Genomic DNA, 13,398 nt, shown 5'->3' with positions numbered 1-13,398 from the left:
TTGAGCGGGTTGAATTAACATGACCACCATCCTGGTCGTCGACGACGAGTATTTGATCGCTGACATCCTCGGTTTTGCGCTAGAGGACGAGGGCTTCATGGTCGTAAAAGCCAGCAATGGTCAAAAAGGACTCGAAGTGCTGGAAAGAGAGCGTCCAGCCTTGATCATCACTGACTTCATGATGCCGGTCATGGATGGTCTTGAATTCGCCACGGCCGTGCGAGCCTTACCGTCCGTCAAGGGGTTGCCGATCATCTTGATGAGCGGTGCCCAGGCTCACGTGGGGATGAAGCGATCGGATTTGTTTGATGCCGTGCTGCCCAAGCCATTCGACATAGATTCGATTGTCGCCGAGGTGAAGAGGCTCTTGGTTGCAGAGTGATACGGCGTCGAGAGCCGCCGAGCCACAAGACGGCCGACATGCGGATCGTGAAATCGCTTGCGCGGTGATAAGAAGGTTGCAGTGGCGTCCACGGTCCTCGGGAGCACCTCCTCGAACGTTCAGTCCACCAAGTCCGCAGCGAGTTCGTCCTCTCCGCGGATTGTCTCCATAAGAGACTTCCACAGACCGGTGGACGATGACGGGTCAACGATCCCCAATTTGTTGCTGATGGCTTCGAAGGTTTCCATGGTCATGTCGTCGCCCGAGTAATGCTTCTTGAGTCCACGGTTCAACTGACGCCGCATATCCGTCGAGACTTCGGTGTACTCATTGAAGTCTGGCTTGGTGGCCCGTCTTGCGTCCATGGTTCGTGAGTAGATGGTGTCGCCGTTCAGCATGACCCTGAACCAGATGGATTCTGCCAGGTGTTTCCAGCCGTATGCCAGCTTGGCTTCGACTTTCAACATCATTTTCTCCATTCGGTAGTCATGCAGGACGGTTTCGAGAATCAGCTGTTCCGAGTTCTGGAACGTGGTTGCAGCTACGATGTTGCCCGCAATGTCTTTGCCAAGCAGCCCATGGCCTACCAGATGGCACCAGTCGTACCGAATCGCTGAATGTCCCTTGTTGAAGGTGAACACCCCGCCCTTGCGGGCGTACTGCGTCGCGGATAGTTCCTCGCCCACTTCTTCCAATGTCGCAGCTTTCATTTTTTTAGTGTGTATGCGTTTGCCGACGAAGCCATGCATCAGATCGTGCATCTGCGGTTGTTTCTTGCCCTCGTAGGGCACAAGCCAGGCCCAGGAACCTTGCAGCAGCACGAAGTTCATCAGCCCGTGATTGACGGCTCGAAACCTGCGTTTGGTGATTTTTTCGGGTGAGGCATTCTTGTAGTTGGAAAAGCGTCCGTAGGTCGGGGCGCGGCCCGTCTTGGGGATGACACGCACGATCGACCGGTCATTTTCCAGCAAGATTTCTTCGTACGGATCGATGGGCGAGCCATCGCTAAGCTCCCGGGTTCCGTACCTTGCTTGCACGGTCCAGCGATTACCTTTCAAGTCGCGAATGTAGTAGGTACCGTCTCGGCAATAGACTGAGTACTCGTTGGACATGGGAACCTCTTCCATCTGCCGTGGTGCTATAGCCAGGACTCGACGCCACCATGACGTGAACACGTCCCGCTGTGCCGACTGGAAACCACGAAAGCACCGCCCTTGCTTACCCTGTAACCAGGTTTCGGTGATTCACGGTCACAATGAGGCTAGCAGAATTTTTCGCGTTGAAATGCCCAAGTTTCCTATCAGTCATCCGTCTCGCCCGGTGACACCAGCGCTTACATCCGGTGATGTTCCAGCAGGAAATCCACGAACACCCGCACCCGTGCCGGCATTGCCGAGCCCCCTACGAACACCGCATGAATCGGTTCCCGGTCGCCTGGGTTCCAGGCTTCCAATAGCGGTATCAGGTCACCGCGCTGCAGGTCCTCGCTCACGCTGAACTCGCCGATACGGGCAATGCCGGCACCCACTCGTGCGAGTTGTGCCAGTGCTTCACCGCTGCTGCATTCGATATTGCCGCTGACTTTCAGGGAAAACTCCCTTGCGTCACGGATGAACGGCCAGTTGGGTTCGGCACGCCGGAAGTTGAAGCGTAGGCAGTTGTGTCGTAGCAGGTCTTCCGGCTCCTGGGGGATGCCGTGGCGCTGCAGGTACTCGGGCGATGCCACCACGACCTGGCCAGTGTCGCCGATCCTGCGCGCGGTCAGCGGGCTGTCCGGCAGATGGCCGAAGCGTATCGCCACGTCGGCCTGGCCGCCGAGAATGTCGACGACTTCATCGCCCAGGGTGAGGTCGACGACGATGTTCGGGTAGCGGGCGCTGAATGCCGCCACCAAAGGAACGATGGCCAGCCGTCCATGGCCAAGGGCGGCACTGACCCGCAATCGGCCCCTGGGCACGCCCTGGTCGGCGATGGCTTCTTCGACTTCGTCCATGTCGGCCAGGATACGCCGGGCACCGCGCAGGAAAGCTTCGCCCTCGGCGGTGAAGGTGATAGCCCGGGTGGTGCGTAACAGCAGGCGGGTACCCAGGCGTTGTTCGGTACGCGCGATGATCCGACTGACCGCCGAGGGTGTCAGCCCCAATGCACGCGCGGCGGCTGACAGGCTGCCTTCCTGCGCAACGGTGGCGAACACGCTCATTTCACCTGACCTGCCGTTGAAGTCCATTTGTGCCTCTTGCGCAAAGGTGATTGCCAAAAATGCTATCTACCGCCTGAAAAGACTGAATCGTAGCATTGGCGGCATAGATAAGGAGCCTACCATGCGTATCAATCCACCACTTGTCGCACTCGCCATAGGTGCCTTTGGCATCGGCGTTACCGAGTTCGCCCCCATGGGCATGTTGCCGGGCATCGCTGCGGATCTCGGCGTTTCCATTCCCGCCGCCGGTCTGTTGGTCAGTGCCTACGCCCTGGGCGTACTGCTCGGCGCGCCGCTGATGACCCTGACCACCGGCAGGATCCCCCGGCGCTATCTGCTGATCGGGCTCATGGCGATTTTTACCCTGGGTAATCTGATGTCGGCCCTGGCGACTGATTACTACAGCCTCATGGTCGCCAGGGTGGTGACCTCACTGAACCACGGTGCGTTCTTTGGCGTTGGCTCCATCGTCGCCGCCAGCGTGGTCGCCCCGGACAAACGTGCCGGGGCGGTTGCGGCCATGTTCATGGGCCTGACCCTGGCGACCATCGGCGGTGTGCCGCTGGCCGCCTGGTTCGGCGAACTGTTCGGCTGGCGCACGGCATTCTGGGGCATCACCGGCCTCGGCGGGGTGACCATGGCCGCGCTGTGGTTCGCCTTGCCCAACCTGAAAATGTCGCAAGGCGTCGGTGTGCTGGCTGAAATTCGGGTGCTGGGCCGTGGCCCGGTGCTGGGGGCGTTGGCCCTGACCGTCGTCGGCTCGGGTGCAATGTTTACCGTCTTCACTTACATCGCGCCGATCCTCAGCAACGAGACCCACGGGTCCACCGCTTACATCACCGCCATGCTGGTGTTGTTCGGTGTGGGGTTGACGCTGGGCAACATGTGGGGCGGCAAGGCCGCCGACCGCTCGATAGACCGCACCCTGATCGTTTCGCTGAGCGTGCTGATTCTCGTCTTGCTGGCGTTCACCGTCCTGATGCGTTGGCCACTGCCGGCCGCCGTGGCCATCCTGATATGGGGCATCGCCAGCTTCGCCCTGGTGCCGCCGCTACAGATGCGCGTCATGGAAGCCGCCAAGGACGCGCCCAATCTGGCCTCGGCGGTGAACATCGGTGCCTTCAATCTCGGCAACGCGATAGGGGCGGCGCTGGGCGGAGCGGTGATCAATGCCGGGCTGGGTTATCCGGCGATTTCCCTGGCCGGAGCGGCCATGGCGGGTCTGGGGCTGCTGATGGTGCTGGCTTTTGCCTGGCGTTCCAGAGCGGCTGCAACGGCGGTTGCGTGACGATGATGTGGATATCACTTGCCCCCGGCTCATTGCCGTAGCGTGGTATTGCGCAGATAACGTGCCGGTGAGGTGCCCAAGGTCTTGCGAAACATCGTGATGAACGAGCTGACTGACTCGTAGCCGAGCGCTTCAGCGGTTCTCTGCACCGACTGCCCCTCGGCCAGGTTTTGCAACGCGACGATGATCTGCCATTGCTTGCGCCATTGACCGAAGGTAAGCCCGGTTTCGCTTTTTATCAGGCGGGCCAGCGAGCGTTCGCTCATGGCCACATGCCGTGCCCAACTGGCCATGGTGGCGCGGTTGGACGGCTCTTGCGCCAGCGCCCGGGCGATTGTGCGAAGCTGGTTCGAGGCGGGCAAAGGCAGGTAAAGCTGTTCCGTGGGCGCCAGTTCGAGTTCTTCGAGCAGCACGTTGGCCAGCCGTGCCAGGCGCGAATCGGTGGGGTAATCCTGGACCTGGCCACTCAGGTGAAGGATGAGTTCCAGGATCAGTGGCGATAGCGCCAGCGTACAGCAGCGATCGGGAAGCGACGCGGCGCCGGGTTCCACGAATAAAAAACAGACCTGCCCGTTGGCCGTGACGCGGTTGCTATGGGCGACCCCTCCCGGAATCCAGACGCCGAACCCTGACGGGACCATCCACACGCCATCTTCCACCGTACACACAATGCCGCCGCAATAAGCCACGACCAGTTGCCCCTTGCGATGTTTGTGTTCGGCGGACTCACTGTCGTTGCGCTGGGTTTCCAGCATCAGTGCTACGGCAGGTTGCGACAGGTTGTCGTACTCGAATCGATCGACGTGGAAACGGTGGATTTCGGCCATGGCGTGTCGTCGGCGTTTGTCTGAATTTGATTATATTTTGGCAGTGTACTCAATATCGGCAGCGGTGGTCGTCCCTTAGCATCATCACCAGGCCCCCTTCAGTACGTGGGCGAATCCTAGACCCCCTCCGAATCCTGGTGCTTGCCATGCTTAGCGAAATCTCCATTGCCAACCTCTACGTCCCCCCCTTGTTGATCTACCTGGGGGCATCGGTCTTGGCCTACAAGCTCATCGAGCGCCTGGCCCGGCGTTGGCTGGACGAGGCGTGGCACCCGACGCTGGCGCGTTTTTTTGTCTCGCTTATCGTCGTGTCGGCGATGGTCGTCAATTGCTGAGTGAGGCCGGCCATGTCTATCGTCAAAATCCTCAAACCTGCCGCCACCCTGGGACTTGGCGTGCTGGCCCTGGTGTTCTGCCTGCAACTTTGGCGGGCTTATGTCTTGGCGCCCTGGACGCGGGACGGACGGGTGAGCGCGCAGGTCATCCGTATCGCACCAGAGGTCTCCGGCCAAATCGATCAGTTGCTGGTCAGCGACAACCAATGGGTCGCCAAGGGCGATCTGCTGTATCGCATCGATGCGCGTGCTTATCGATTCGAACTGCAACAGCGTGCGGCGGAGTTCGCTGAAGCGCGCAGTGTGTTCGAGCAGCGCAGTGCACAATTGAAGCGGCGATCCCAATTGGCCGACGCCATCGCCCGGGAAGAGATCGACAATGCGGCGCGTGACTTGGCTGTGGCCCAGGCACGCCTGGACGCGGCACGCAGCCAGTTAGCCCATGCGCAGCTCGACCTGGACCGCACGACGATACGTTCGCCGGTGGACGGCTACGTCACTCAACTGCGGCTGCAGCCCGGTGACTACGCGGAGGCTGGCCATACCAACCTGTTCGTGGTCGATGGCCATAGTTTCTGGATCACGGGTTATTTTGAAGAGACCAAACTGCCCGGTGTGCGCATCGGCGCGCCGGTGTCGATCAAGCTGATGGGGTTTGCCCCGCTGCTGGAAGGGCATGTGGCAAGCATGGGCAGAGGCATCGCCGATGCCAATGAATTGCGCAACGACAGCGGTTTGCCTCAGGTGAGCCCGACCTTCAGTTGGATTCGGTTGGCACAGCGCGTACCCGTGCGCATCGAGTTGGACAGGGTCCCGGACGGGGTGGAGTTGGCGGCGGGCATGACCGCCAGTGTCGAAGTGACGCCGCCGAACGCCGCGCCACGCTGGCGACTCACCCAATGGCTGCAGGCATTCCTGTGATGACTCGCCTGGCGACACGCCTGTTCGCGGCCATCCCCTTGCCCTGGACACCTGCCAGTTTCTTCTACGTGGTGCGCAGTATCTTGGCGGCGGGGCTGGCGCTGTGGCTCGGCTTCCAACTGCATCTGGAATCGCCGTTCTCAGGGGCGTCCACTGTGTTGCTGCTGGTGCAGCCCATCCAAGGGGCAGTGCTGGGAAAAGGCTTCTACCGGATGTTGGGAACCCTGGTAGGCCTGGTCGCGGCTTTCGTGCTGACAGGGTTGTTCGCTCAACAGATGCTGCTGTTCATACTCGGCATCGGTATATGGCTGGGGCTGTGCGTCAGTGCAATGAGCGTCTTGCGCCATTACCAAGCTACGGCGGCAGTGGTGGCGGGTTATACGGTCTGCCTGGCACTGGGGCCTGCCATCGTCGCGCCTGAACAGGGCTTCGATCACATCATCACACGCGGCACGGCGGTGGTGCTCGGGGTGCTGAGCTTGAGTCTGGTGGCAACGCTGTTCAGTTCCAAGACGATGGAGAAGAAGCTCCGAAGCTCGCTGGTCGATGTCTGTGTTCGCAGTGCTCGGCTGCTCGCAGCGAGGCTCTCGGGCGAGCAGTCCGCGGAGCTGGCGACGCAACACCACCCGCTCGCCATGGATATCGGTAAGGTGGACGACCAATTGGGAATAGGGCGGGGCGAATCGTCGCGGATTCGCTCCCGGCAGCTGGCGATTCAGGCCGGGCTGGCGCATTTGCAATTCGCTGTTCTCGATGTGCACAGCGACGATCCATACCCCGGGATCGACCCCACGTTGCTCGCGCGGATAAGCACGGCGTTGCGGCAACTGGGTGAACGGATGAGCGATAGCCGCTGCGACTTTCTCGCCGCCGCCGATACGGTGGGGCAACTGCGTAGCCTTGCGAATGATTTCGCTGACTCAAACCACCCCTCGCGGTTGCTCAGCGAACGCTTGGACGAACAACTGACGGATCTGGGCGAGGCCTTGCTGAACTTCGCCAGCCTCGATCACGCTCGCCGCGAGCAGGTACGTGCCGTGGTGTATCCGCGCAATTACGCTGATGCGGCGCGAAACGGCATCAGGGCACTGCTCGCCACGTTGGCCGCGGGTGCGGTCTGGTATCTCAGCGGTTGGGACCAAGGGCCCGCGCTACTGGCGGTACTGGGCCCTTGCTGCACACTGCTGGCGCCGGCCCCCGCGCCTGCCCAAGGCCTCGCCAGCTTTATTCGGGGCACGTTCTACGCCATTCTGGCGGCAGCACTGTGCAAATTCCTGCTGATGCCACAGATCAACGGCTTCCCATTGTTATTCCTGTTACTGGCTGCGTTCTGGTCGTTCGGGATTCATGCGACGAGCCAACCGCGCTACGCCCTGCAAGGGATTGCCTACCTGATCGGGTTCAATACCTTGGTGAGCACCGGCGATACCGCCTTCTACAATTTCGTCGATTTCGCGAACCAAGCGCTGGCCTGGATCGTTGCAATGCTTGTCTGTCTATTAGCGTTCCAGGTTTTGCCGAAGGATCCCGCTAAACATGTCCGGGCATTGAAACACTCGCTCCACAAGGACACACGCCGACTACTTCGCCGTGGAAGCCATATCAATCACCCAAAATGGCAAGCGAAACAACAATCCAGGCTAGTCGCGTTGAAAAGTTTGCCAGGCGCTGATAGCCCGCAGGATTACCAGGCGGGTTATTTGTCGCTGCAACTGAGTAAACAATTGAACCGGCTACAGCGTAACGCCAGCGGTATCGATCCTGAATCGCCCGTCGCCCAATGCGCACAAACCGGAGCCCGGCGGATCGCTCGATATGCTCACCATCCGGCAATCGGTGCCGCCCATGCCCTGCGCACATCAAGGTCGATGAGCAGACTCGGGGCACATCATCTAGCGATCTGTTACCGGGACTTGGCTGGGCTGTTGGAGCAATACGCTAGCGTTGCGCGTTCCCCTTTATTGAGTCAGAACCGCAATCGGAAGGCGGAACGCGCGAAGTAAATGAAAAAAAGAGGCCTTGGCCTCTTTTTTCATTTCGCGATTTCAGTGCATTGATCCAATGCTGGATGAATTCTTACCACCTGAAGTTAACGGAAGTCACCAACTCGCGCTCGTCACCGTAGCGGCAGATGGCAAATTCACAATAGGTGTACTTTTTGTTGGTCACGTTGTTTGCGTTGAGGGCAACGTCCCAGTTCTTGTCGATCTGGTAGCTGGCCATGGCATCGAACAGGGTATAGGCCGGCATCTGCGAATCGATACCCGAAGCCTGGGTCGTTCCCTTATAGCGAGCACCACCACCGACCTTCAACTGCGGCAAACCGAGCAGGGCGAAGTTGTAGTCTGCCCATAGGGCGGCTTGATGGTAGGGCGTGTCTTCGCTGCGCTGGCCTACTTCGCTCTGGATCACGCTTTTGGTAATGCGCGCATCGGTGTAGGCATAGGTCGCAATGACAGTCAGTTGAGGCGTGACGTCCGTCTTGGCTTCCAGTTCCAGGCCGCGGGAGCGTTGTTCGCCAATCTGCTGGGGATTTTGGCCCGCCAGGTCGCGCCTCACTACGTTCTCTTGCGTAAGCTCATAAACCGCTGCGCTCAACAGGGTGTTGCTGCCAGGGGGCTGGTAGCGGATACCGATTTCGTACTGCTTGCCTTCGGTGGGGTCGAAGGTCTGGCCAGGTGCTTCGGACACCGCGACGGGGAAGAACGACTCGCTGTAGCTGATGTACGGCGCCAGGCCGTTATCCGCTTGGTACACAAGGCCCGCACGCCAGGTGGTGGCTTCGTTGCTTTGATGAATCGGGTCCTGACCAGGAGCAAAGGCTTTTTGATCCTGGTTGGCCCAGTCATGTCGGCCACCGAGCAACAGCAACCAGTGGTCGTCGAACTTGATCTGGTCTTGCAGATAAATGCCTGTCTGCAGGGTGTCGATCTGCGAACCGCGATCACGGTTTGGGCTCTTGTCCACCACTACGGGTTGTCCGTAGTTGTAATCACCGATATTGATAGAAGACGTGTTGGCCCGGAAGTTATGCGAATCGTACGAGGCATCGTACGTATCGGCGCCCACCAGGAAAGTGTTCTCCACACCCCCGATGTTCCAGCGCGTTTCGACATTGGTGTCGCTGGCCAGGGCCCTGGAGCGTTCACGCCGATCGCTGTATTGCCGGCGCAGGATACCGGTAGTGGCGGCGGCATTGATGGCCGCGGTGCTGGTCTGGGCCTGCAGGTATTTCCATTTCACATCCGCTTCGTAATAACGCAGTTTGTTGCTGATGCGGGTGTGCTCGTCGAAACGGTGTTCGAACTCGTAGCCGATGGCGGACATCTCGCCATTCATATCGTCGTAGTCAGGCTCGCCGATGAAGTCGTGGCGACCGATGGTGAACGGCCCGTTGCCGACACCCTTGACCAGTTGGTAGGGCAGAGGGGCGGAGAAGCGGGTGTCACTTTTTTGATAGAAGGACAGCAAGGTCAGCGACGTATCCTCGTCGGGGCGCCAGGTCAGGGCCGGGGCGATGTAGGTCTTGTCGTCGTTGATGTAGTCCTGTTGGGTGTCGCTGTCACGCTGGAGCAGGGTCAGGCGATAGCTGAGGGTCTCGCTGTCGCCCAGGGGGCCGCTGAAGTCCGCAGTCAGTTGCTTGCGATCGTGATTGCCATATTGCAGGCCCAACTCGTGCAGCGGTGTTTCGGTCGGGCGCTTGCTGACGCCGTTGACGAAGCCACCCGGTGAAAGCTGCCCGTACAGGACCGAGGCCGCGCCGCGAATCACTTCTACGCGCTCCATGCCGTAGGGTTCCTGGACGCCGTCGTAGGAGTTGTTTTGCAGGCGCAGGCCGTCGCGCAGCGAGCCGCCGGTTGCCGATTCCACGTCGAAACCACGAATGCGGAACCGGTCGGACGTGCGGTTGAAGCTGCTTGGCTGGCTGGTGAAACCCGGTGTGTAGCTCAGGGCGTCAGCCATGGTGTCCGATTTGCGATCGCGCATTTCATCGGCGGTCACCACGGACAACGACTGTGGTGTTTCAGTAATGGCCGCGTTGGTTTTGGTCGCACTGGTATTGCGCAAGGCGACTTTGCCGGTGAGTGGGCCTGTCGGGTTTTCAACGGCGGCGGCATTGATGTTGATTTCGCCCAGTTGAACCGCTGTGCCCTTGTCGGAGTTCTCATCCTGTGCGGCAATCGACTGCGCGGAAAAAATGCTCCCCAAAGCCAGCGCGAGGGTGCTCAAGTGAAAGGCTGGATGACGTGCGCCGTAACGTTTTTCGCTGCCAACTGTTGTTTTTTTTCCGAGCATCGAGGAAGTCCTTGAGTTTACATTGTGCTCTTGGGGAGCTGTATGCCCTGATTCTGTTCTACCAGGCAGACCTTCAGGGTAGGTGTCTACTGGCCACATGTTAGCTGTAAATGATAAGGGTTTGCATTAGTATTGTCAGGCTTGTAGGCAATTATTTTAGTTTCGACATATCCTGTCGCCCACTTAATGGCCCCCTGGCTGAGGTCCTGTCGCGTCACAGGACGAAAAATGCCGCGGGGGCATCCTCGATAACCCATTCGGTCAGGCCTTTTTGGGCATGGAGGGACAATCATGCTGAAAGCCACCGATGTGCGGCTGAGCTATGGCGAACAGCAGATTCTCAATGGTGTCAGCCTGGATATTCCTGAAGGTTGTTTCACCGCGTTGATCGGAGCCAATGGCTGCGGCAAGACCACGTTATTGAACGTGCTGGCACACATGCTGCGACCGAGCGCTGGCAGTGTGCAGCTGTCGGGAAAACCCTTGGGGCAATATTCGCGTCGAGCGCTGGCACAACAAATGGCGTTGTTACCCCAGCGCACCACATCGCCTGCCGGCATGAGTGTGCGAGAGCTGGTGATGCAGGGCCGCTTTCCCTGGCAGAGCTGGTGGCGCCAATGGTCGGAGCAGGATCAACAGGCCATTGACCGCGCCATTGACCTGGCGGGTATCGGTCCTTTGCTGGATCGTTCGTTGGCCACCTTGTCGGGTGGACAGTTGCAGCGCTGCTGGATCGCCATGACCCTGGCCCAGGATACCCCGGTGATCCTACTGGATGAGCCAACGACGTTTCTCGACATTGCCCACCAGATCACACTGCTTGAATTGCTGGTGGATCTGCGTGACCAAGGCAAAACCATCGTGGCGGTCCTTCACGATCTGAACCAGGCCGCGCGTTACGCCGACCATCTGGTGATGATGCGCGAAGGGCGTTTGCTCGCCCAGGGTGCGCCGGCCGCAGTCTTCACGCGGGAAAACCTCAAGGCAGTGTTCGACCTGGATGCGCATATCATCACCGACCCTTATTCCGGTGATCCGTTGTGCGTGCCCCAGACGAATCGAAGCCAGCCGCTGGCCGTACGGGAGGCGATGTGAATCACGGTTTGCGATTGCCGGTCTGGTTGGGTTTGTTGGTGGCGATTGCCCTGACGTCGCTGCTTCATCTGGCCGTCGGCGCAAAGGACATACCCTGGCAGGAGGCTTGGCAGGCCTTGGTCGCCTATGCGCCAGGCAATCCCGACCAGAGTGTCATTCGTGGCAGCCGCTTGCCACGCCTGCTGGTCGCGATGCTGGTAGGCGCCAGCCTGGGGCTCGCCGGGGTGATCATGCAGGCGGTGGGCGATAACCCGCTGGCCGATCCGGGCATTCTCGGTATCAACAGCGGTGCGGCGTTGTTCGTCGTGTTCGGCTTGCTGGTAGTGCCGGGCAACGATATGTCGATGATTCCCTTGTTCGCGTTCGCGGGCGCATTGGTGGCCTCCATCGGTGTCCTGATGTTGGCGGGGAGGGGGCACAACCCGATTCGACTGACATTGTCCGGGGCGATGATCGCGGCGCTGTTCAGCGCGATCACCTCGATCCTGCTGCTGCTCGATCAGCAGGGGCTCGACAGTCTGCGTCGCTGGCTGACCGGCTCCATCGGCGTGACCGGGGGCTCGATGCAGGCCTGGGTCTGGCCCTACGTCCTGCTGGGCATGTGCCTGTGCCTGGTGAACGTCCGCGCTTTGAATGCCCATCGCCTGGGGCCTCAGGCGGCGGCCGGCATGGGTGTCAACCTGTTGAAGATGCGTGTGCTCGGCCTGGCCTCGGTGGTGCTGCTGTCCGGGGGCGCAGTGGCCTTGGCCGGGCCCATTGGGTTCGTCGGCCTGGTGGTGCCGCATGCGGCGCGGTTGTTGTTTGGCGATGACTACCGCCGCCTGTTATTGGCCGCCCCTCTGCTGGGGGCGTTGCTGCTGATTCTGGCGGATATCGCGGCAAGGACCGTGGTGCGCCCATTCGAGCTCAACACCGGCATCGTGACCGCTCTGATCGGCGGCCCCATTTTTGTCGTGCTGGTCTTGAGGAAGGTCCGATGATGCGAGCTGGATTGACCTTGCCCCGGACCTATCCGTTGCTGCCCTGGGTGGCTCGACCAATCGACTTGATCTCGGTGCTGGTGCTGATGGCTGCCGTTATTGCATTAGCGTCGTATGCATTGACCGTCGGCAGTTATTCATTGGACGTTGCCCAGGCATGGCAAGCGTTGCTGGCGCCTGAACAGGTCAGTTCGACGACGCGCAATCTGCTCTGGGAGCTGCGGTTGCCCCGTGTCTTGCTGGCGATCCTGGCTGGCGCCGCCATGTCCCTGGCCGGTCTGTTGATGCAGTCGTTGACTCGTAACCCCCTGGCAGCGCCGGGCCTGGTGGGCGTGGAGTCGGGCGCGAGTGTCACCATGTTGCTGATCATCGTGCTCTGGCCGACGCTTCTTCCCCTGGAGTTCTACCCATTGGCGGCGCTCGCCGGCGGGTTGGCGGTGGCTTTCTTCGTCGCGCTGCTGTCCTGGCGCCAGGGTATCTCGCCGTTGCGCCTGATCCTGGTGGGCGTGGGGCTCACCGCCATGCTCAGCGCGGTGGCCGATCTGCTGATCACGTACGGCAACATCGATCAGGTAGAGTCGGCCCTGATGTGGCTTGGCGGCAGTCTGCACCGGGCCGGCTGGGCCCAGGTCCATAGCCTGGGCGTTTGGCTGGTGCTGGCGGGAGGGCCGTTGCTGTTTTGTCATCGCCAGTTGAACCTGTTGCAGTTGGGCGAAAAAGTCGCCCTCAGCCGTGGTCTGAATGTCACAGGGGTCATGATTTCCTTGCTGCTGTGCAGTGTCATGTTGACGGCGGCCGCGGTGGCCAATGTGGGCACCATGACCTTTGTCGGGCTGGTGGCGCCCCACCTGGCGCGACAAATGGCCGGTGACCGCCACGGCGCGCTGATCCCCTTGTCGGCGTTGGTGGGCGCATTGTTGGTGCTGGCCGGCGACACCCTGGGGAGGGGGCTTTTCCCGCCTTTGCAGTTGCCTGCGGGGCTGGTTGTCGCAATCATCGGCGCGCCTTATCTGATTGTTTTGTTGGCGCGTCAGCGTAGTCGCTGAAAACACGGCGACGTTCATTGAATTGTCT

12 protein-coding genes are annotated in these 13,398 nt (G+C 60.3%); 8 read left to right on the top strand and 4 right to left on the bottom strand.

Annotated elements, in window-relative coordinates:
• The first annotated feature begins 19 nt into the window (after window positions 1-19).
• Window positions 20-382: a response regulator gene (locus BLU85_RS13670; protein WP_092202955.1), complete on the top strand. Its 363-nt coding sequence runs from the start codon at window positions 20-22 to the stop codon at window positions 380-382.
• Window positions 383-501: 119 nt separating this feature from the next.
• Here BLU85_RS13670 and BLU85_RS13665 read toward each other — a convergent pair whose 3' ends face one another.
• Together BLU85_RS13665 and BLU85_RS13655 are read right to left on the bottom strand one after the other, a co-directional pair.
• The gene (locus BLU85_RS13665; RefSeq protein ID WP_092202957.1) at window positions 502-1,494 is read right to left on the bottom strand and encodes a hypothetical protein; all 993 of its coding nucleotides are present in this window, start codon (window positions 1,492-1,494) and stop codon (window positions 502-504) included.
• Window positions 1,495-1,715: 221 nt separating this feature from the next.
• Window positions 1,716-2,609 carry a LysR family transcriptional regulator gene (locus tag BLU85_RS13655; RefSeq protein ID WP_092202959.1) on the bottom strand — a complete coding sequence of 298 codons (894 nt, stop codon included), beginning with the start codon at window positions 2,607-2,609 and terminating at the stop codon, window positions 1,716-1,718.
• A gap of 94 nt (window positions 2,610-2,703) precedes the next feature.
• Here BLU85_RS13655 and BLU85_RS13650 point away from each other — a divergent pair, with 94 nt between their 5' ends.
• A complete protein-coding gene (locus tag BLU85_RS13650) occupies window positions 2,704-3,870 on the top strand; it encodes an MFS transporter (RefSeq protein WP_092202961.1) in 1,167 nt (388 codons plus the stop codon).
• A 29-nt stretch (window positions 3,871-3,899) separates the two neighbouring features.
• Here the strand turns inward: BLU85_RS13650 and BLU85_RS13645 are convergent, their stop codons facing one another.
• Entirely contained in the window at window positions 3,900-4,697 is a 798-nt protein-coding gene (locus BLU85_RS13645; protein WP_092202963.1) for an AraC family transcriptional regulator, read from the bottom strand.
• Between the two features lie 146 nt (window positions 4,698-4,843).
• On the opposite strand from BLU85_RS13645, the gene BLU85_RS13640 reads away from it, so the two are divergent.
• From BLU85_RS13640 to BLU85_RS13630, 3 genes are read left to right on the top strand one after another with little or no spacing between them, the layout of a single operon-like run.
• A complete protein-coding gene (locus BLU85_RS13640) occupies window positions 4,844-5,032 on the top strand; it encodes a DUF1656 domain-containing protein (protein ID WP_092202965.1) in 189 nt (62 codons plus the stop codon).
• A gap of 12 nt (window positions 5,033-5,044) precedes the next feature.
• Entirely contained in the window at window positions 5,045-5,953 is a 909-nt protein-coding gene (locus BLU85_RS13635) for an efflux RND transporter periplasmic adaptor subunit (protein ID WP_092202967.1), read from the top strand.
• Window positions 5,953-7,956, top strand: a complete 2,004-nt coding sequence (locus tag BLU85_RS13630; RefSeq protein WP_092202969.1) for an FUSC family protein — start codon at window positions 5,953-5,955, stop codon at window positions 7,954-7,956. Before BLU85_RS13635 ends, BLU85_RS13630 begins: the two co-directional genes overlap by 1 nt.
• Window positions 7,957-8,029: 73 nt before the next feature.
• Here the strand turns inward: BLU85_RS13630 and BLU85_RS13625 are convergent, their stop codons facing one another.
• Window positions 8,030-10,249 (bottom strand): TonB-dependent siderophore receptor, encoded by a 2,220-nt coding sequence (locus BLU85_RS13625; RefSeq protein WP_092202971.1) that lies wholly within the window; start codon window positions 10,247-10,249, stop codon window positions 8,030-8,032.
• Between the two features lie 291 nt (window positions 10,250-10,540).
• Here BLU85_RS13625 and BLU85_RS13620 point away from each other — a divergent pair, with 291 nt between their 5' ends.
• Genes BLU85_RS13620 through BLU85_RS13610 form a run of 3 tightly spaced genes read left to right on the top strand, consistent with a single transcriptional unit; the run spans window position 10,541 to window position 13,370 of the window.
• On the top strand, window positions 10,541-11,344 hold the full coding sequence (locus tag BLU85_RS13620; RefSeq protein ID WP_092202973.1) for an ABC transporter ATP-binding protein: 804 nt from the start codon (window positions 10,541-10,543) through the stop codon (window positions 11,342-11,344).
• Window positions 11,341-12,324: a FecCD family ABC transporter permease gene (locus BLU85_RS13615; protein WP_092202975.1), complete on the top strand. Its 984-nt coding sequence runs from the start codon at window positions 11,341-11,343 to the stop codon at window positions 12,322-12,324. The genes BLU85_RS13620 and BLU85_RS13615 overlap by 4 nt, the downstream gene beginning before the upstream one ends.
• Window positions 12,321-13,370, top strand: coding sequence for a FecCD family ABC transporter permease (locus BLU85_RS13610; RefSeq protein WP_092202977.1), 1,050 nt, complete (start codon window positions 12,321-12,323; stop codon window positions 13,368-13,370). The genes BLU85_RS13615 and BLU85_RS13610 overlap by 4 nt, the downstream gene beginning before the upstream one ends.
• Window positions 13,371-13,398: the final 28 nt, after the last annotated feature.

This window comes from Pseudomonas sp. NFACC14, from assembly GCF_900106885.1.
GTDB classification, from domain to species: Bacteria; Pseudomonadota; Gammaproteobacteria; order Pseudomonadales; family Pseudomonadaceae; genus Aquipseudomonas; species Aquipseudomonas fluorescens_AA.
The sequence above is the reverse complement of the archived record's forward strand: the minus strand, read 5'-3'. Positions and strand labels throughout refer to the sequence as shown.

Excerpts from the sequence above, each read along its gene's own strand:
- BLU85_RS13610 (WP_092202977.1), top strand. The coding sequence starts at position 12,321 with ATGATGCGAGCTGGATTGACCTTGCCCCGGACCTATCCGTTGCTGCCC.
- BLU85_RS13650 (WP_092202961.1), top strand. The coding sequence starts at position 2,704 with ATGCGTATCAATCCACCACTTGTCGCACTCGCCATAGGTGCCTTTGGC.
- BLU85_RS13670 (WP_092202955.1), top strand. The coding sequence starts at position 20 with ATGACCACCATCCTGGTCGTCGACGACGAGTATTTGATCGCTGACATC.
- BLU85_RS13655 (WP_092202959.1), bottom strand. The coding sequence starts at position 2,609 with ATGGACTTCAACGGCAGGTCAGGTGAAATGAGCGTGTTCGCCACCGTT.
- BLU85_RS13665 (WP_092202957.1), bottom strand. The coding sequence starts at position 1,494 with ATGTCCAACGAGTACTCAGTCTATTGCCGAGACGGTACCTACTACATT.
- BLU85_RS13630 (WP_092202969.1), top strand. The coding sequence starts at position 5,953 with ATGACTCGCCTGGCGACACGCCTGTTCGCGGCCATCCCCTTGCCCTGG.
- BLU85_RS13640 (WP_092202965.1), top strand. The coding sequence starts at position 4,844 with ATGCTTAGCGAAATCTCCATTGCCAACCTCTACGTCCCCCCCTTGTTG.
- BLU85_RS13625 (WP_092202971.1), bottom strand. The coding sequence starts at position 10,249 with ATGCTCGGAAAAAAAACAACAGTTGGCAGCGAAAAACGTTACGGCGCA.
- BLU85_RS13620 (WP_092202973.1), top strand. The coding sequence starts at position 10,541 with ATGCTGAAAGCCACCGATGTGCGGCTGAGCTATGGCGAACAGCAGATT.
- BLU85_RS13635 (WP_092202967.1), top strand. The coding sequence starts at position 5,045 with ATGTCTATCGTCAAAATCCTCAAACCTGCCGCCACCCTGGGACTTGGC.
- BLU85_RS13645 (WP_092202963.1), bottom strand. The coding sequence starts at position 4,697 with ATGGCCGAAATCCACCGTTTCCACGTCGATCGATTCGAGTACGACAAC.